At 70.2% G+C, this 14,911-nt stretch carries 15 protein-coding genes; 8 read left to right on the forward strand and 7 right to left on the reverse strand.

All coding sequences use genetic code 11. The annotated features are described in order from the left end of the window. On the forward strand, positions 1 to 1,173 hold the full coding sequence (locus ACZ5MC_RS21230; RefSeq protein WP_306597905.1) for a GGDEF domain-containing protein: 1,173 nt from the start codon (positions 1 to 3) through the stop codon (positions 1,171 to 1,173). Between the two features lie 7 nt (positions 1,174 to 1,180). Here the strand turns inward: ACZ5MC_RS21230 and ACZ5MC_RS21235 are convergent, their stop codons facing one another. Both ACZ5MC_RS21235 and tmk read right to left on the reverse strand, forming a co-directional pair. Further along, complete coding sequence (locus tag ACZ5MC_RS21235; protein WP_306597906.1) at positions 1,181 to 2,167, reverse strand: hypothetical protein; 987 nt, start codon at positions 2,165 to 2,167, stop codon at positions 1,181 to 1,183. After that, positions 2,167 to 2,829 (reverse strand): dTMP kinase, encoded by a 663-nt coding sequence (tmk, locus tag ACZ5MC_RS21240; protein WP_306597907.1) that lies wholly within the window; start codon positions 2,827 to 2,829, stop codon positions 2,167 to 2,169. Before tmk ends, ACZ5MC_RS21235 begins: the two co-directional genes overlap by 1 nt. 149 nt (positions 2,830 to 2,978) lie before the next feature. Between tmk and ACZ5MC_RS21245 the strand changes: the two genes are divergently transcribed. The 4 genes from ACZ5MC_RS21245 (at position 2,979) to ACZ5MC_RS21260 (ending at position 6,223) form a co-directional block, all read left to right on the forward strand. After that, positions 2,979 to 3,947 carry a zinc-ribbon domain-containing protein gene (locus tag ACZ5MC_RS21245; RefSeq protein ID WP_464516726.1) on the forward strand — a complete coding sequence of 323 codons (969 nt, stop codon included), beginning with the start codon at positions 2,979 to 2,981 and terminating at the stop codon, positions 3,945 to 3,947. A gap of 13 nt (positions 3,948 to 3,960) precedes the next feature. After that, the gene (locus ACZ5MC_RS21250; protein WP_306597909.1) at positions 3,961 to 4,419 is read left to right on the forward strand and encodes a hypothetical protein; all 459 of its coding nucleotides are present in this window, start codon (positions 3,961 to 3,963) and stop codon (positions 4,417 to 4,419) included. A gap of 123 nt (positions 4,420 to 4,542) precedes the next feature. Further along, positions 4,543 to 5,583, forward strand: a complete 1,041-nt coding sequence (locus ACZ5MC_RS21255) for an IS630 family transposase (RefSeq protein WP_306597910.1) — start codon at positions 4,543 to 4,545, stop codon at positions 5,581 to 5,583. 220 nt (positions 5,584 to 5,803) lie between these two features. After that, positions 5,804 to 6,223, forward strand: coding sequence for a GxxExxY protein (locus tag ACZ5MC_RS21260; protein WP_464516727.1), 420 nt, complete (start codon positions 5,804 to 5,806; stop codon positions 6,221 to 6,223). Positions 6,224 to 6,405: 182 nt separating this feature from the next. Here the strand turns inward: ACZ5MC_RS21260 and rfaE1 are convergent, their stop codons facing one another. The 3 genes from rfaE1 to ACZ5MC_RS21275 are packed head-to-tail and all read right to left on the reverse strand — an operon-like array spanning position 6,406 to position 9,322. Continuing rightward, positions 6,406 to 7,410 carry a D-glycero-beta-D-manno-heptose-7-phosphate kinase gene (gene rfaE1 / locus ACZ5MC_RS21265; protein ID WP_306597913.1) on the reverse strand — a complete coding sequence of 335 codons (1,005 nt, stop codon included), beginning with the start codon at positions 7,408 to 7,410 and terminating at the stop codon, positions 6,406 to 6,408. Then, positions 7,407 to 7,589, reverse strand: coding sequence for a Trm112 family protein (locus ACZ5MC_RS21270; RefSeq protein WP_464516728.1), 183 nt, complete (start codon positions 7,587 to 7,589; stop codon positions 7,407 to 7,409). Before ACZ5MC_RS21270 ends, rfaE1 begins: the two co-directional genes overlap by 4 nt. Before the next feature lie 8 nt (positions 7,590 to 7,597). After that, the gene (locus ACZ5MC_RS21275) at positions 7,598 to 9,322 is read right to left on the reverse strand and encodes an electron transfer flavoprotein-ubiquinone oxidoreductase (RefSeq protein ID WP_464516729.1); all 1,725 of its coding nucleotides are present in this window, start codon (positions 9,320 to 9,322) and stop codon (positions 7,598 to 7,600) included. A gap of 55 nt (positions 9,323 to 9,377) precedes the next feature. On the opposite strand from ACZ5MC_RS21275, the gene ACZ5MC_RS21280 reads away from it, so the two are divergent. Both ACZ5MC_RS21280 and lepB read left to right on the forward strand, forming a co-directional pair. Next, complete coding sequence (locus ACZ5MC_RS21280; protein WP_306597916.1) at positions 9,378 to 9,749, forward strand: 6-pyruvoyl trahydropterin synthase family protein; 372 nt, start codon at positions 9,378 to 9,380, stop codon at positions 9,747 to 9,749. Further along, a complete protein-coding gene (gene lepB, locus ACZ5MC_RS21285) occupies positions 9,746 to 10,183 on the forward strand; it encodes a signal peptidase I (protein WP_464516730.1) in 438 nt (145 codons plus the stop codon). Before ACZ5MC_RS21280 ends, lepB begins: the two co-directional genes overlap by 4 nt. Before the next feature lie 21 nt (positions 10,184 to 10,204). Here the strand turns inward: lepB and ACZ5MC_RS21290 are convergent, their stop codons facing one another. Then, entirely contained in the window at positions 10,205 to 11,647 is a 1,443-nt protein-coding gene (locus ACZ5MC_RS21290) for an aminotransferase-like domain-containing protein (protein WP_464516731.1), read from the reverse strand. Between the two features lie 138 nt (positions 11,648 to 11,785). On the opposite strand from ACZ5MC_RS21290, the gene ACZ5MC_RS21295 reads away from it, so the two are divergent. After that, positions 11,786 to 13,597 carry a DUF4382 domain-containing protein gene (locus ACZ5MC_RS21295; protein WP_464516732.1) on the forward strand — a complete coding sequence of 604 codons (1,812 nt, stop codon included), beginning with the start codon at positions 11,786 to 11,788 and terminating at the stop codon, positions 13,595 to 13,597. Here ACZ5MC_RS21295 and ACZ5MC_RS21300 read toward each other — a convergent pair. Continuing rightward, positions 13,566 to 14,882: a glycosyltransferase gene (locus ACZ5MC_RS21300; RefSeq protein WP_464516733.1), complete on the reverse strand. Its 1,317-nt coding sequence runs from the start codon at positions 14,880 to 14,882 to the stop codon at positions 13,566 to 13,568. The two genes, ACZ5MC_RS21295 and ACZ5MC_RS21300, sit on opposite strands and share 32 nt — an antisense overlap. Positions 14,883 to 14,911 lie beyond the last annotated feature (29 nt).

Here is a 14,911-nt window from a genome sequence, read left to right on the forward strand (position 1 = left end):
ATGACCATCGGCCTCCTCGCGATCCACCCTGCCCAGGGGCTCCCGGCCCTGGAGGAGGCCCTGGCCTCGTGGGGGCACGGCCTCTCGCCCGAGCCCGGGGACGGGACCGTGGTCATCGTCGCCGACCGCCCCGACCCCAGGTGGATCCCCCCTTCCGGTTCCGAGATCCTCTGGTGGGTGAAGGAGGCCGACCCCGAGGAGGTGAGCCTTGTGCTGAGCCTGCGCTTCGGCTGGGTGGCGCGCCAGGACCAGCCCCTGGACCGGGTGCGGGAGGCCCTCCACCGCATCCGCAGCCGGGACCTGGGCAGCGACGGCTGGCTCCGGCAGATGATCCACCTGGCCACCCTGGACGAGCTGCTCAGGCCCATCCTCGCCCGGGCCATGGGCCTTTCCGCCGCCCGGGGCGGGGCCATCTGGATCCGCCAGGAGGAGAGCTTCTTCCAGCGCTGCGGGGCGGGCTTCCCCGAGGCCCCGGTGGGGTTCAGCGAGGCCGAGGCCCTGGTGGAGGCCGGGGAGGCCTTCTTCCTGTGCCCCCGCGAGAAGCTGGGCCTCCTGCGCCTGGTGGAGCCCCGGGCGCCCCAGGACACGTTCCTGGGCTGGATCACGGAGGTGGACGACCTCCTGGTGAAGGCCTGGAACCTGGAGCAGAGCCGGAACCTCTCGTACCGGGACGACCTGACCGTGGCCTACAACCGGCGCTGCCTGGAGGTGGAGCTGCCCCAGGCCATCCGGAGCGCCTCCGTGCGGGGCGAGTCCGTGGCCCTCCTCTTCCTGGATGTGGACAACCTCAAGGAGCTCAACAGCCAGTTCGGCCATCCCACCGGGAGCCGTGTGATCTCCACCGTGGCCCTGGAGGCCAAGCAGATCATCCGCAACCTGGACCGCCTCTACCGCTACGGCGGGGACGAATTCTGCATCATCATCCCCGGCTCCACCGCCCCCGTCGCCGCCAAGATCGGCGAGCGGCTCCTCAACGCCCTGGTGAGAAGCCCGCTCCAGGTGGGCAAGGTCAAGGTCGCCGTATCCATCAGCGTGGGCGTGGCCTCCTTCCCCGCCGACGCCGACGGCGCCGACCACCTGCTGGAGAAGGCCGACCGCGCCCTCCTCAAGGCCAAGGCCAGCGGCAAGGGCTGCGTCATGCTGGCCGACGAGACCCGCAACCTGGACAAGTAGCTCCCGGTCAGCCGCAGGCCATCGCCACTTCGCGCAGGAGCGATTCGGCCGAGGGGTTGCGGGCCAGGTTCCGCATCGCCTCGAAGGCCCGGGCCTGGACGGGCTCCAGGGCCATGGGGGACTCGGCCAGCTTCGTCAGGCCGGCGGCCCAGGGGCCCAGGCGCAGCCCGCGGCCCTCCCGGATCCGCCCGACGTCGCCCAGCACCAGGAGCAGGAGCTCCAGGCACTGGCTGACCTGCTCGTTCTGGCTGGCGTCCGAACTCTTGTCCGGGGCCAGCGCGGCGCCGGCGCCGCTGAAGGCGGCGCCCCCGGCCACGTTGATCCAGGCGTCCACCTGGTCCGAGGCGCGCTGGAAGGCGGCCTCGTCCAGGTAGCGCAGGGTCCCGCCGGACAGGGCCGTCCAGCGCGCCCGGTGCGCCTCCTCCCAGCCCGCCCTGCGGGCCACGGCCCAGGCGTCCTCCGCCGACAGGGGCAGGAAGGGGATGCGCTCGCACCGGCTGCGGATGGTCTGGAGCATGGCCTCGGGGCGGTGGGTGACGAGCAGGAAGCAGGTGCCGGGAGGGGGTTCCTCCAGGGTCTTGAGGAGCATGTTCGCCGAGGCCCCGTTCAGGCGGTGGGCGTCCTCCACGAGGATCCAGCGGTGGCACCCCGGGGCCGGCGCGCGGTGGGCCCAGCTGATGACGCCCCCCTCGACCAGGTCGTCCTCGCGGATCGAGCCGATCTTGATGAGGCCGGCCTTCCCTTCGGGGGCGATGCGCAGCAGGTTGGGCAGCTCCACGGGCACCTCCCCCTGGAACATCCGGCACCCCTCGCACGCTCCGCAGGCGGTGCGGCGGAAGCACAGCTCGCGCTGGGCCAGCTCCATGGCCACGCGGCGCTTGCCGACCCCGTCGGGGCCGGCGAAGAGCAGCGAGCCGCCCACCTTCTCCTCCTGCACGCGGGTGAGCAGGCGTTCCCGGATGGCCCGGTGGCCCAGGATCAGGGGGTCGAACACTATTCCACCTTCAGCCCGGCGGTGCGCAGGAGGGGCGCCAGGCTTTTCCAGATGGCCTCCTCCACCGCCTCCGGTGCGTCCTGGGCGGGCACGACCACCACCCGCTGGGGCTCCTTCTGGGCGATGGCCAGGAAGCGGGAGCGCACCCGCCGGTGGAACTCCAGGTGCTCCTGGTCGAACCGGGTCTCCCGGAAGCCGCTGGCGGCCGCGTTGCGCGCCTCCACCCGGGCCAGGGAGACGACGGGATCCATGTCCAGGAGGATGGTGAGGTTGGGCTTCAGGCGCCCCAGCACCACCTCCCCGATGCGCTCGACCACGGAGTCGCTGATGCCCTGGGCCCCCTGGTAGGCGCGGGTGGAATCGTCGAAGCGGTCCAGCAGGACCAGGTGCCCCTTCTCCAGGGCGGGCAGGACATACTCGGCCAGGTGCTGGGCGCGGTCGGCATAGAACAGCAGGAGCTCGGCCTTGGAGCACCAGGCCTCCCCCGAGGCGTGGGGCTCCAGGAGGAGCTGGCGCAGCTCGCGGCACAGGGGCGTGCCCCCGGGCTCCTTGGACACGTCCACAGGGATCCCGCAGTCCGAGAGCCGCGAGGCCAGCTTGCGCAGCTGGGTGGACTTGCCCGACCCCTCGATCCCTTCCATCGTGATGAACAGCCCCGCCACGCAACCTCCCAGCGCCCCTCGGCACCCCTAGAGAATACCCGCTCGGGGGCCCGGAGGACGAATCGCCGCCCCGGCAGGCGCCACTGAAGCTGCACAATCTCCAAAAATGGGCATATCCTTTAAAAAATTGTTTCCCCCCGGAGATGACCGTGACAGAAACCATTCGGTGTCCAGGCTGCTCCACCCGCTTCACGCTCGCCCCCGAACGCGTCCACGCCGGCCTGCGCCGCGCGAAGTGCTTCCGGTGCGAGACGATTTTCGACATCGCCGAGGTGGTCGGAAGGCTCCTTCCGGCCGCCGCGCCCGTGGAGGAGCCCTCCATCCCCGCCGCGCCTGTGGAGGAGCCCTCCATCTTCGCCGCGTTCGACGCGCCGCCGCCCCCCTCCCTGACCCTCGGGGACCTGGATGGCGCCGACGAGGAGATCATGGAGAAGACCCTCGTGATCAACCCGCCCCCCGGCGTGCCTGAGGTCGCCGAAGGCGATCCCACCGCCTCCGGGGGTTTCTCCTCCGCCCGGGACGCCATCTCGAAGCTCATGGGCGAGGACGCCCCCGCCGTCCATGCCTCCACCAGCGAGCGCCGCTTCCTGGGCTCCCGCAGCCCCATGGACGTGGAGGCCACCCTCAGCGCCCTGGACGTCACCCTGGGGGGGAACGCCCCGGCCGCCGCCGCCGAAGCCACCGCCTCCACCATGAAGCTCACGGCCCAGGAGATCCAGGCGGCCATGGCCTCGGTGGGCGCCCGGCCCCCCACGCCCCCGCCCATGCCGCCGCCGCCCCCCAGGGCCGAGCTGCCGCCGCCGCCCCGGCCCATGGAGGCTCCCGTCGCCCCGGGCGCCGACCTCCTGAAGATCCAGATGGAGCAGGAGACCCTGAACAACGTCACCATCGACCAGGTCACCGCCTGGATCGAGCAGGGCCGCGTCCACGAGTACCACATGGTCGCCCGCCAGTTCAGCGACCACTGGATCGAGGCGGTCAAGGTCCCCGCCCTGCGTCCCGTCTTCGATCGCAAGCGGCGGGACGGCGCCCCCTCCTCCGCCGAGGCGCCCCTGCCGGCTCCCGAGCTGGCCCCTGCCAAGAAGAGCCTCTTCGGCGGCCTCTTCGGCAGAAACTGACAAAGGAAGCCCCATGCTCTCCCTGCTCCTGCCCGTCCTGCTCGCCCTCGCCCCCCAGGAACCCGCCCCCGCCACGCCCCCCCCGGCCCAGCCCCTGAGCTTCGCCAGCTTCCGGCTCCCCTTCACCTGGAACGCCCTGATCCCCATCAAGGGCGTGGAGATCGACGGCCTGAAGGTCACCTCCATCTACTTCAACAAGCGCGAAGCCAACGTGTGGCCCCTCAAGGGGGCCGATTTCGGCACCCGCGCCAAGGTCGAGGTGACCAACACCGCCGCCAAGGACCGGACGCCCGGGTTCTCCGTCGCGGTCTTCGACGCCGAGGATCGCCTCCTGGGCGTCGCCTCCGGCGGCACCAAGATCGGCAGCGTCGGCGCCGGGACGACCGAGACCTTCGACCTGAACTTCCGGCAGGTCCTGGAGCGGCTCCCCAAGGGGGACCACTTCTACCTCAGCATCGAACTGAGGGACTAGTGTAGGCCGCCAGAAATACCTGTAACGCCAATACAGCTCGTCGCATCCAAGCGGCAGGTGAGAACTTTGGCGCAAGTGGGGCGAGTTGATCTAACTGTGGAGCAATTCAGACGCCTTGAGGAAATGGCGCGGAGCCGGACCTTGCCTGCGCGCAGCGTCCTGCGGGCCAAGATTGTTCTTCATCGAGCTTCTGGCGAGTCCTTTCGTGACATCGGCCAGGCTTTGGGCTGTGATCATCGGACTGCTTGGCAATGCCTCAAGCGATGGGAGGAAGCGGGCTTCGATGGCCTCGAGAGGGAACGCCCAGGTCGAGGCCGGAAGTCTTGGGTGATTGCTTTGAAGGGGCAAGAGGTGCTCCATAAGACGACGCAGGAACAGCCCGTCAATGCCACGCACTGGAGCCGGGCCTCCATGGCGCAGGCCACCGGGGTGAGCGAGAGCACGGTGGGACGCATTTGGCGTCAGAATGGCCTCAAGCCGCACCGCACCGTTGGTTTCAAGTTAAGCAACGATCCTCATTTCGAAGAGAAGTTGGTGGACATCGTGGCCCTGTATCTGGACCCTCCGGAGCATGCCATCGTGCTGAGCGTAGATGAGAAGAGCCAGATTCAGGCCCTGGACCGGACTCAGCCTGGCCTACCGATGAAGAAGGGTCGCTGCGGCACCATGACGCACGACTACAAGCGCAATGGAACGACCACCCTCTTTGCGGCCATGAACACGCTGGATGGTACGGTGATCTCGGCCACGATGCCACGTCATCGCCATGAGGAGTGGCTGAAGTTCCTCAAGCGGCTTGAGCGGGGTACGTCGAAGCGACTCGCTCTGCACATCATTTGCGACAACTACGCCACCCACAAACATCCGGCGGTCAAAAGCTGGTTGAAAGGCCATTCGAGGGTCCACGTTCACTTCACCCCCACCAGTTCATCGTGGTTGAACATGGTGGAGCGATTTTTCCGAGACATCACGGAGAACCGCATCCGAAGGGGTATTTTCAGATCCGTCCCGGAACTCGAAGCAGCGATCCACACCTATATCGCGAGACACAATGCCGCTCCGAAACCATTTGTTTGGACCGCGTCCGCGAACGATATCCTCGCCAAGGTGACACGAGCACGGCAGGCCCTCGCGGCCATTCGGACGGCCTCTGCCAAGGGTTGACGGCGAACCTGCCTTTTTCTTTTCCTCGGTATCCTCGGCCTCCTCGGCGCCTCGGCGATGGCTTTCTCAAGTATCAGTCGGCGCAAAGATTACATGCGCCGAAGCACCCGTCGAAAAGCCCATCGCCGAGGCGCCGAGGAGGCCGAGGATACCGAGGAAAGAATTCTGGCCTGAACGTCCCGGCGTGATTGAGCGCACTCCTGACCCGAAGGAGGAAGTCATGGGTCGGCATTGGGGCGAAGATTGGGGCGACAACTATCCCCATCGAGATATCACCGAAGCCATCATCCTCGCTGCCATCAGGGTGCAGATAGTTCTGGGGCCTGGACTCCTGGAAAATGCCTACAAGGCTTGCCTCGCCCATGAACTCAGGTTGGCCGGACACGAGGCCCTACGCGAGGTTCACCTCGACATCACCTACAAGGAATTGTGCGTCGAGAATGCCTACATCATGGATATCGTGGTGGACCACAAGGTGGTCGTCGAGGCGAAGGCCATTGCGAAGTTTTCGGATGCCGACTTCGCCCAACTGAATAGCTGCCTCCACTTTGCAAATTTCGAAGTGGGCCTGCTGATCAATTTTCATAACTGGCCCCTCGAGGACGGGGGCATCAAGCGACTCGTCAATACCAAGCCCTGAACTGGACCCGAGGCGAAGGGGGGGGGACAAGGTGTTACCTGTTCTTCTGGCGGCCTACACTAGGAGCCCGGCCAAGTAGGCATACGTGTCCCAGACTCCCGCCGCGGTTCGTTGGCGCAGGCAAGCTGCGCCAACGAACCGGGCCGCAAGTCTGGGACACGCACGATTGCTTGGCCACCCTCCTAGATCGCCTCCTGGTCCTGGTAGTGCCTGAGGATCTCCTCGGGCGTCGCCGTGGCCGTGCCCATCTTGCCCACCACGACTCCGGCCGCGGCGTTGGCCAGCATCGCGGCCCGCTTCCAGTCCGCCCCCGAGGCGACGGCGGCGGCGAATACCGCGATGACCGTGTCGCCGGCGCCGCTGACGTCGAACACCTCCCGGGCCTCGGTGGGGATGAGCCAGGGCTCCCGGTGCAGGGCCTCGGGCGTGAAGAGGGCCATGCCCTTCTCGCTGCGGGTGACCAGGAGGCCCTTGAGCTCCAGGGACTCCACCATGGCCAGGCCCGCCGCGGCCACGTCGGCGTCGGCCTTGGCCGGCATGTGGCTGAGCTCGGTCAGCTCCTTGGTGTTGGGGGTCATGAGCGTGGCGCCCCGGTAGAGGGGGGCGTGGGCGGGCTTGGGGTCGACGATCCAGGGGATGTCCAGCCTTGCGCAGAGGAGCCGGACCCGGTCCATGACCGGAGGGTTCACGGCGCCCTTGGCGTAGTCGGAGATGATGAGCGCGCCCACGCCTTCCAGGGCGGCCTCGAGGCTGCGGCACAGGCCCTCGACGGCCGCCGGGGAGAAGGGGTCCGTCTCCTCCCGGTCGATGCGCAGCATCTGCTGCTGCTGCCCGATGACCCGGGTCTTGATGATGGTGGGGCGGGAGGGGTCCTCCACCAGCCGGTCCTGCGCGATGTCCAGGCCTGCCAGCAGTCCCCGCAGGCGCCGGCCCGCGGCGTCGTCCTGGAAGGAGCCCACCAGGACCGGATCGGCGCCCACGGCCTTGAGGTTCGCGGCGACGTTGGCGGCCCCGCCCAGCACCGCCCGCTCCCGGGACACCCGGACGATGGGCACGGGGGCCTCGGGGGAGATGCGGCTCACCTCGCCGAAGAGGTACTCGTCCAGCATCACGTCGCCCAGCACGGCCACCTTCCGGCCCCGGATCAGCCCCAGGAGGGCGCCGGCCTGTTCCCGGTCGAGTCTCATCGGGCCTCCTTCGCGGCCTTGTCCTGGAGCATGACGGGAATGCCGTCCTCCACGGGGTAGACCCGCCCGCACCGGGCGCAGGCGAGCCCCGCGGGGGTCTCGGCCAGGTCGCCGTGGCAGGCCGTATCGCCGTCCAAGGCGGGGCAGCAGAGGATCTCGAGAAGGCGCGGATCAAGCATGGGGACTCTCAGCAGAGGGTGTACTTGGGACCGCCGCCGCCTTCGGGGGGCGTCCAGATGACGTTCCCCTCCGGGCACTTGATGTCGCAAGTCTTGCAATGGACACAATTGGAGAAGGCGATATCCACCCTGGACACGCGCCCGGCGGCGTCGGGATGCATCTCGTACACCTGCGCGGGGCAGAACACCGTGCAGGGGCTCCCCTTGGACGCGTAGCAGGAGACGCACACCTGGTCGCCCTTGACGATCTTGAGGTGGCCGGGCTGGTGCTCGTCGTGCATCGTGCCCGAGGCGTAGACGTCGTCCAGCTTGGAGAACGTGAGCGCGCCGTCCGCCTTCACGCCCCAGTCCAGCTGGTCGCGCTTGAGACCCTCCTTGCCGTAGTAGGCCTCCGTGGTCGCGGTGGCGTCGGCGTCGGCCTCCAGGCGCAGGGGATCCCCAGGTACCCAGCCGCCCGTGACCTGGCTCAGGGCCAGGTTGAACAGCGCCCCGGGCGTGGGCCCGTGGGCGATGATCGCGTGGAAGTTCCGGGCCCGGTAGAGCTCGGTGCCCGCCCAGGAGGCCAGGTAGGACCGGCTGTAGCGCATGAGGGAGGCCTCGCCGAAATCCCCCTCGGCCAGGGCGTCCGCGATGGTCCCGGCCGCGCACATCCCGCCCTTCATGGCCAGGTGGATGCCCTTGAGGCGCCCCGCGTTGACCATCTGGGCCGCGTCCCCGGCCAGCATCCCGCCGGCAAAGGCCAGGCGGGGCATGGAGTTCCAGCCGCCGATGGCCAGGGCCTTGCCGCCGTACTGCACCAGCCTGCCGCCGGCCAGCATCGCCTTGATGCGGGGGTGGGTCTTGAATTTCTGGAGCATCAGGTGGGCGTCGGCGAAGGGGTCCCGGGTGTCCAGGGACACCACGTACCCCACGGCCAGCCGGTCCCCGCCCATCTTGTACACGAAGGAGCCGCCGGATTCGCCCTCGGCCTGGGGCCAGCCCGCGGAGTGCAGGACGAAGCCGTCCGGGACGCGGCCCGCGGGCAGTTCCCAGATCTCCTTGGCCCCGGTCTCGTACACCTGGGGATTGACGGCCTGGGCCTGGAGGCCCAGCGCCTCGTCGAGTTCGCGCATGAGGTGGCCCCGGGGGCCCTCGCCGAAGACCGTCACCTTGGCCCGCAGGTTGTTGCCGGGCTCGAAGGTGGGCCGGGGGGACCCGTCGGCGTTGACGCCCCGGTCCGCGGTCTGGACCCCGGCGACCCGGCCGTCCTCCCACAGCACCTTGACCCCCGCGAAGCCGGGCAGGAGCATGACGTCCACGCCGGGCACCTCGCGCTTCTCGATCTCGGCCGCCATCCAGCGCACCATCCGGCTCAGCGAGACGATGGGGAAGCCGTGGTTGGCCAGGAAGGGCGGCGGGAAGGGCGCCTTGAGGCCCCCGCGCTCGGTGAAGTACCAAACCTCCTCGGACGTCACCCGCCCCTCGGCGGGGAAGCCCCGCTCCGCCCAGTCCGGGCAGAGCTCGTCCAGGGCCGCGGGATCCAGGACCGCCCCGGAGAAGGCGTGGTCCCCGATCTCGTCCCCCTTCTCGATGAGGCCGATGGTGAGCCCCGTGAGCTTGCGGGCCTCCACCAGGTCCAGCAGGCGCCATAGCCCGGCCAGGTTGGCGGGGCCGGCCCCCACGAACAGGACGTCGAATTCCAGGTCCTCCCGCACCACGCCGGGCCGGGCAAGCTGGGTCGAGAAATCGGGCATGGGCGCTCCAAGAGATCCGGCCCAGTTTACCGCGGGCGGTGGCAGAATCTTAGGAATGGATGCGCCCCGCCCCGCCCCGCCCAGATCCCTGCATTTCGAGGCCGCCGTGGAACGCCCCCTGTCGGTGGTGTACCGCGGGGAGGACGGGACCTGGGAGGGCCACGACTACCGGGTGGAGGTGATCGCCGCCCGCGAGGGCCTGGACGGCTTCGACGTGGTGGTGGACTTCCGGGACCTGGAGGCCGCCCTGGACGCCCTCCTGGAGCCCCTGCGGGGACGCCTCCTGGGCGAACTGGGGCTCCAGGGCCCCATGGACCTGGTCCGCCTGCTGGCCGCGGAACTGGCCTTGAAGGTTCCCCCTCCCGCCCGCCTGACCGAGGTTGCCCTCACCGACGGCCAGGGACGGCGGCTGGCCTACCGGCCTTGATCTCCCCGCGGCTCCTGGCGGCTGCCCTGGCCCTGGGCCTGGCCCCCCTGGCCGTGGTGCACCCCGTGCGCATCTCCGGCAGGAGCATGGAACCGGCGCTGCGGGACGGCCAGGTGCGGGTCGCCCTGCGCGCCTGGTGCGCCGGAAGGCCCGCGGTGGGGGAGGTGTGGCTCGCCAGGGGCCCCTCCGGCACCGTCGTCAAGCGCCTGGTGGCGGGTCCAGGCATGCGGGTGGAGCTCCGCGACGGGGAGCTGTGGGTGGACGGGAAGTACGTCCCGGAACCCTACGTCGCGGTCACGGAAAGGGCCTCCGGAGGCCCCTGGGAGACGGGCCCCGGCTGGTTCCTCCTGGGCGACAACCGCCAGGAGAGCCAGGACAGCCGCGCATGGGGGGTCCTGCCGCCCGGGAGCCTCGAGGCCCGCCTGGTGCGCTGAGGCCGTGCTCCTCGCCCGCCGTCAGGTCATCAAAGGCACGGCTTCCTGCAGCTCCTCCGGGGTGAAGGCCATGAACCCCAGCCGCGTGGCCGCCGCGGGGCTGCCCGTCAGGTCGAAGTAGCTGCCCAGCCGCAGTTTGATTCCCTTCAGGCCGCAGGACTTCACCCACAGGTCGAAGCGGGCCGGGTCGGCCAGCTTCCCCTCCCCCCGCAGCCACAGGCCCATGCCCTCCTGCGCGGGATCGAAGGCCACCCGCCCGGGCAGGGCGAAGCGCAGCGCGTCGAAGAGGGCCTCCCGGCGGTCCTGGCAGGCCTTGCGCACGCGGCGCAGGTGGCGGGCCATCTCCCCGTCCAGGAACAGCTCGGACACGGCCCACTCCAGCACCGGATCCCCCTGCCAGTCCATGCGCTGGCGGGCCCTCGCGAAACTGTCGGCCAGGAGCCGGGGCACCACGATGAAGCCCAGGCGCACCCCGGGGGCGATGAGCCGGGAGAGGCTGCCGCAGTAGAGCACCTGCCCCGTGGTGTCCTGGGCCGCCAGGGGGCGGATGGGGGCCTCCAGGTAGTCGTATTCCGGGTCCAGTTCCAGGATCGCGAAGCGGTGCTCCCGGGACAGGGCCAGGATGCGTTCCCGGCGGTCCTGGGCGAGCGCGGCCCCGGTGGGGAAGTGGCACTGGGGCGTGAGCACCAGGAGGCCCAGGCGGGTGACGGCAAGGAGGGCCTCCAGGGCCTCCACCCGGAGCCCGCCGCCGTCCACGGGCAGGCCGTGGAGCCTCGCCCCCGAGGCCTGGCGAAGGGTGTCCCACACCAGGGGGTTCCCCGGATTCTCCACCGCCACGTCCCCGTCCCCGTGCCCGATGAGCGCCTGGGCCACCAGGTTGACCGCCATGGAGGTGCTGCGGATGAGCAGGAACTGCGCGGGGTCCCGCACCAGGGCGCGCTGCTCGGCGAGGTGGTCCGCGAGCACCTTGCGCAGCCGCGCGTGCCCCATGAACTCCGTGGCCTGGAGCAGGGCGGGCCCCTTGAGGCGCAGGGCCCTGGGGTAGGCCTTGGCCAGGGCCTCCATGGGCGCCAGGCGCGCGTCGGCCACCCCGTCGGAGAAGTCCAGGGTCACGTTGAGGGTGCTGGTGATGGGCCGCAGCGTTCCGGGCACGTCGAAGCCCGGGACGGCGCTGGAGGCCGCGGAAGGCTCCTGGGCAGGGCGCTCGGGGAGCGGGTCCACCACGAAGAAGCCGCTGCGGGGACGGGCCTCCACCCATCCCTGCTCCTCCAGCTCCCGCAGGGCCGCCAGCACCGTGTTCCGGTGCACGCCGACGCGGTCCGCCAGTTCCCGGACGCCGGGGAGCGCGTGCCCCGGCCGGATCTGCCCGGCCCGCACCGCCACCAGGATGGCCTCGGCCACGCGCACGTAGATGGGGCCGGCCAGCGCGGGGTCGAGGGTCAGGTTCAGTTCGTGGGCTCGCAAGGCCATCCGTCCGTGGAGGTGTGCCTTGAGTGGACACCAGGCCGGAATCTGGCACAACCGGGAAATCGGGATGTGTACCTTACCGCTCCCCCCGGGGGACCCGATGCTGGACCTTGCCAGCCTTCCCAGGAGCCGCCCATGAACCGAACCCGCCTCTACCTTCTCGGCACCGGCCTCACCGCCCTGGGCCTCGCCCTCGCCTGCGGTGGCGGCGGCGCCGCCACCGGCACCGCGACGCCCCCCGCCCAGGGCACCGTCGGCTTCATCACCACCGACGCCGCCACCGAGGCCTGGTCCAACGTCGGCATCATCATCCGCAGGGCCTCCCTCGTGCTCGCCGGCGACACCGCCGCCGCCAGCCCCGTGGTCATCTACGACGGCTCGGGGGACACCACCCCGGTCAACCTCCTCCAGCAGGACCAGGTCGACGAACTGCTCTCCCACGCCACGGGCGTCCCCGCCGGGACCTACGACCGCCTCGTCGTGGAGGTGGACGGCAGCACCGACAAGATCACCCTGGTGCCCGCGGCCGATCCCGTCACCGGCACCGTTCCCGCCGCCGTCGATCCCTCCCTCATCAAGGTCCGGGGCACCGCCGACGCCGCCCATCCCACCTGGATGGTCCTGCCCACCATCACCCTCGCCGCCCCGGTGGTCGTCGCCGCCAACACCACCACCGCGGTGGCCGTGGACTTCGACCTCGCCCATCCCGCCTTCATCGTCGAGCACGACGTCACCACCGCCGCCGGCAGCCAGACCCTCTATGTGGTCAACTTCGGCACCCGGGGCATCTTCCGCCACCGCCCCGCGGCAGCCATGAGCGCCTACTACCTGCGCCGCCACCTGGGCACCGTGGCCTCGGTGGCCGCCGACGGGTCCAGCATCACGATGCTCACCGAGCACGGCCAGACCCTGAAGATCCTCGCCGACAAGGGGACCAGCCCCACCCTCTTCTACAACCTGGACGTGAAACCCGTGACAGCCGTGCCCAGCGCCGCCGTTCCGGCCACCCTCGCCGCCGGCCTCAACGTGGAGTGCACCGCCCGCTACCAGGCCGACGGCAGCCTCACGGCCGTGCGCGTGTGGTACTCCGCCACCGCCAACCTCCCGGCCTGGAGGCCCGAGGGCCACATCACCTACGTGGACCGCGCCAACAACCTCATCCGGGTGCTCGACTCCAACGGCAATCCGAAGACCTTCCTCATCAACGCCGCCACCAAGTGGTACTTCAGGGGCGACGCCACCACCGACCTCTCGGGCGGCAACGGCACCGCCTTCCTTTCCCAGGTGGAGCGGTTCTTCAAGGTGCACCTCACCGTGGCCGATCCCACCGCCACGCCCATGACCGCGACCTCGGTGGACATCCAGCGGGGCGTGTTCGAGGGCTCCATCAACCCCGCCACCGCCTCGGGCTTCACGTACACCAAGACCTTCGGGGACCTCTCCACCGCCACCCACGCCCTGGGCTACGCCCCCTCCTTCTCGAGCTGGGACTTCACCTTCCCCGGCGCCGCAACCACGGGAACCGCCGGCTTCCTGGCCGAGGCCAATTCGGGCGTCGTCCTGGACTCGACCGGCGCCACCTTCAAGCCCTACGCGATCAGCACCCTCAACTGGTCCTCGGGCTGGAACGCGGCCAACGCCGTCTTCATGCCCATCGCCATCTCCCCCCTGGCCCAGACGGTGACCACCGCCTACGCCTCGGGCTCCATGCAGATCACCGCCAGGGGGGCCACGGCCGTGCCGGTCACCGTCACCCTAAATTCGGCCGCCCAGGAGCAGCCGCTGGTCACCACCTTCACCCGGCAGGCCGGGGCCGTGGTCACCGTGGCCGGCGTGGACCCGGCCCAGTGGGCCTCCGTGCTGACCGCGGGCGCGAAGGTGCGCGTCTACGGGGTGCCCGACGGCACCGGGAAGCTCAAGGCGTACTACGTGAACATCTATCAGTAAGGGCCAGCAGCTCCGGGTCGCCGGGGAACGCCGCCAGTCCGAGGTCCAGGATCCCGGCGGCGCTCTCCGGCTCCTCCGCGTCCAGGAGGGCGTGGATGACGATCTGGTGCCACAGGGTCCTGCCGCCGTCGGGCACGGCCCGGAGCGCGTCCAGGGCGTCCGAGGCGACCCGGGGGTCCCGGTACCGCGCCGACAGGCCCACCAGGGCCTCCCACAGGAGGGTGTCCCTGGGGTTCTGGTCCAGCCCGGCCTCCAGCACGCTCCGGGCGGACTCCAGGTCCTGGGCCTCCTCCAGCAGGGAGGCCAGCTTCAGGAAGGGCAGGGTGTAGGCGGGGTCGGCCTCCAGGGCCCTCAGGTAGTCGTCCTTGGCTTCGTTGAGGCGCCCCAGCTTCCACAGCGACTCGGCCCGGGCGCCCAGGGCCGCGGCGTGGCCGGGCTGCTGGCGCAGGATGTTGCCGAACCAGAGCAGGGAGTCCTCGTACCGCTCCAGGCCCTGCAGGGCGAGCCCGCCCCCCAGCCACACCAGCATGGGCGCCCGCGGGGCCGAGGCCCGGAAGCGCTCCGCGGCCCGTCGCACGTCCTCCCAGGCCTCCACCAGCAGGCCCTCCTGCACCACGTTGTACTGGAGCTGCAGGTCCTGGGGCCGGGCCTCGGCCTCCGCCCGGGCGAGGCGGAAGTACTCGCCCTGCTTGGCCCGGTCCCGCGCCATGTCCAGCTTGCCGAAGTGGTGGATGGGCACCTCCAGTTCCGGCGCGGGCAGGCCCTTCTCCTCGAAGTAGAGCTCGGCGATCTCGTGCACCCGGCCCCGGTAGACGTCGTCCCGGCGCCTGCGGAAGAGGCGGATGGCCTTCTGGAGGTAGTAGTGGCTGCACTGGGCCCCCTCCCCCGACTCCCGCTCGTTGCGCCGGGCCGGGCCGTCCATGCCCACGAAGGCCCCGCTGCGAAGGTAGTTCCGGATGGGCAGGGTGTAGGCCTGGACCGCGGCGTCCTCCAGGGCGGCCCGCAGGGCGGCGTGGTCCGCGGGGTCGATGGCCTCGTCCGCGTCCAGCACCAGGATCCAGTCCCCCGTGCAGCTCCGGATGCAGGCGTTGCGGGCGGCGGCGAAGTCGTCCACCCAGGTGAAGTCCTCCACCCGGGCCCCGAAGGACCGGGCCAGCTCCCGGGTGCCGTCCGTGGATCCGGTGTCCAGGACCACCAGCTCGTCCCAGAGTCCCTGGACGGATTCCAGGCAGTGGCCCAGGGAACCGGCTTCGTTCTTGACGATCATGGCGGCGGAAAGGCGCAAAGTTCGCTCCCGGGGACGCCTCAGTTTAT

It is taken from the genome of Mesoterricola sp. JemC181, assembly GCF_055384585.1.

What these genes read in the sequence shown, in the direction of transcription:
- rfaE1 (WP_306597913.1), bottom strand. Translation starts at nt 7,410, where the DNA reads ATGAGACTCGACCGGGAACAGGCCGGCGCCCTCCTGGGGCTGATCCGG.
- ACZ5MC_RS21295 (WP_464516732.1), top strand. Translation starts at nt 11,786, where the DNA reads ATGAACCGAACCCGCCTCTACCTTCTCGGCACCGGCCTCACCGCCCTG.
- ACZ5MC_RS21280 (WP_306597916.1), top strand. Translation starts at nt 9,378, where the DNA reads ATGGATGCGCCCCGCCCCGCCCCGCCCAGATCCCTGCATTTCGAGGCC.
- ACZ5MC_RS21275 (WP_464516729.1), bottom strand. Translation starts at nt 9,322, where the DNA reads ATGCCCGATTTCTCGACCCAGCTTGCCCGGCCCGGCGTGGTGCGGGAG.
- ACZ5MC_RS21230 (WP_306597905.1), top strand. Translation starts at nt 1, where the DNA reads ATGACCATCGGCCTCCTCGCGATCCACCCTGCCCAGGGGCTCCCGGCC.
- ACZ5MC_RS21250 (WP_306597909.1), top strand. Translation starts at nt 3,961, where the DNA reads ATGCTCTCCCTGCTCCTGCCCGTCCTGCTCGCCCTCGCCCCCCAGGAA.
- ACZ5MC_RS21255 (WP_306597910.1), top strand. Translation starts at nt 4,543, where the DNA reads ATGGCGCGGAGCCGGACCTTGCCTGCGCGCAGCGTCCTGCGGGCCAAG.
- ACZ5MC_RS21270 (WP_464516728.1), bottom strand. Translation starts at nt 7,589, where the DNA reads ATGCTTGATCCGCGCCTTCTCGAGATCCTCTGCTGCCCCGCCTTGGAC.
- ACZ5MC_RS21260 (WP_464516727.1), top strand. Translation starts at nt 5,804, where the DNA reads ATGGGTCGGCATTGGGGCGAAGATTGGGGCGACAACTATCCCCATCGA.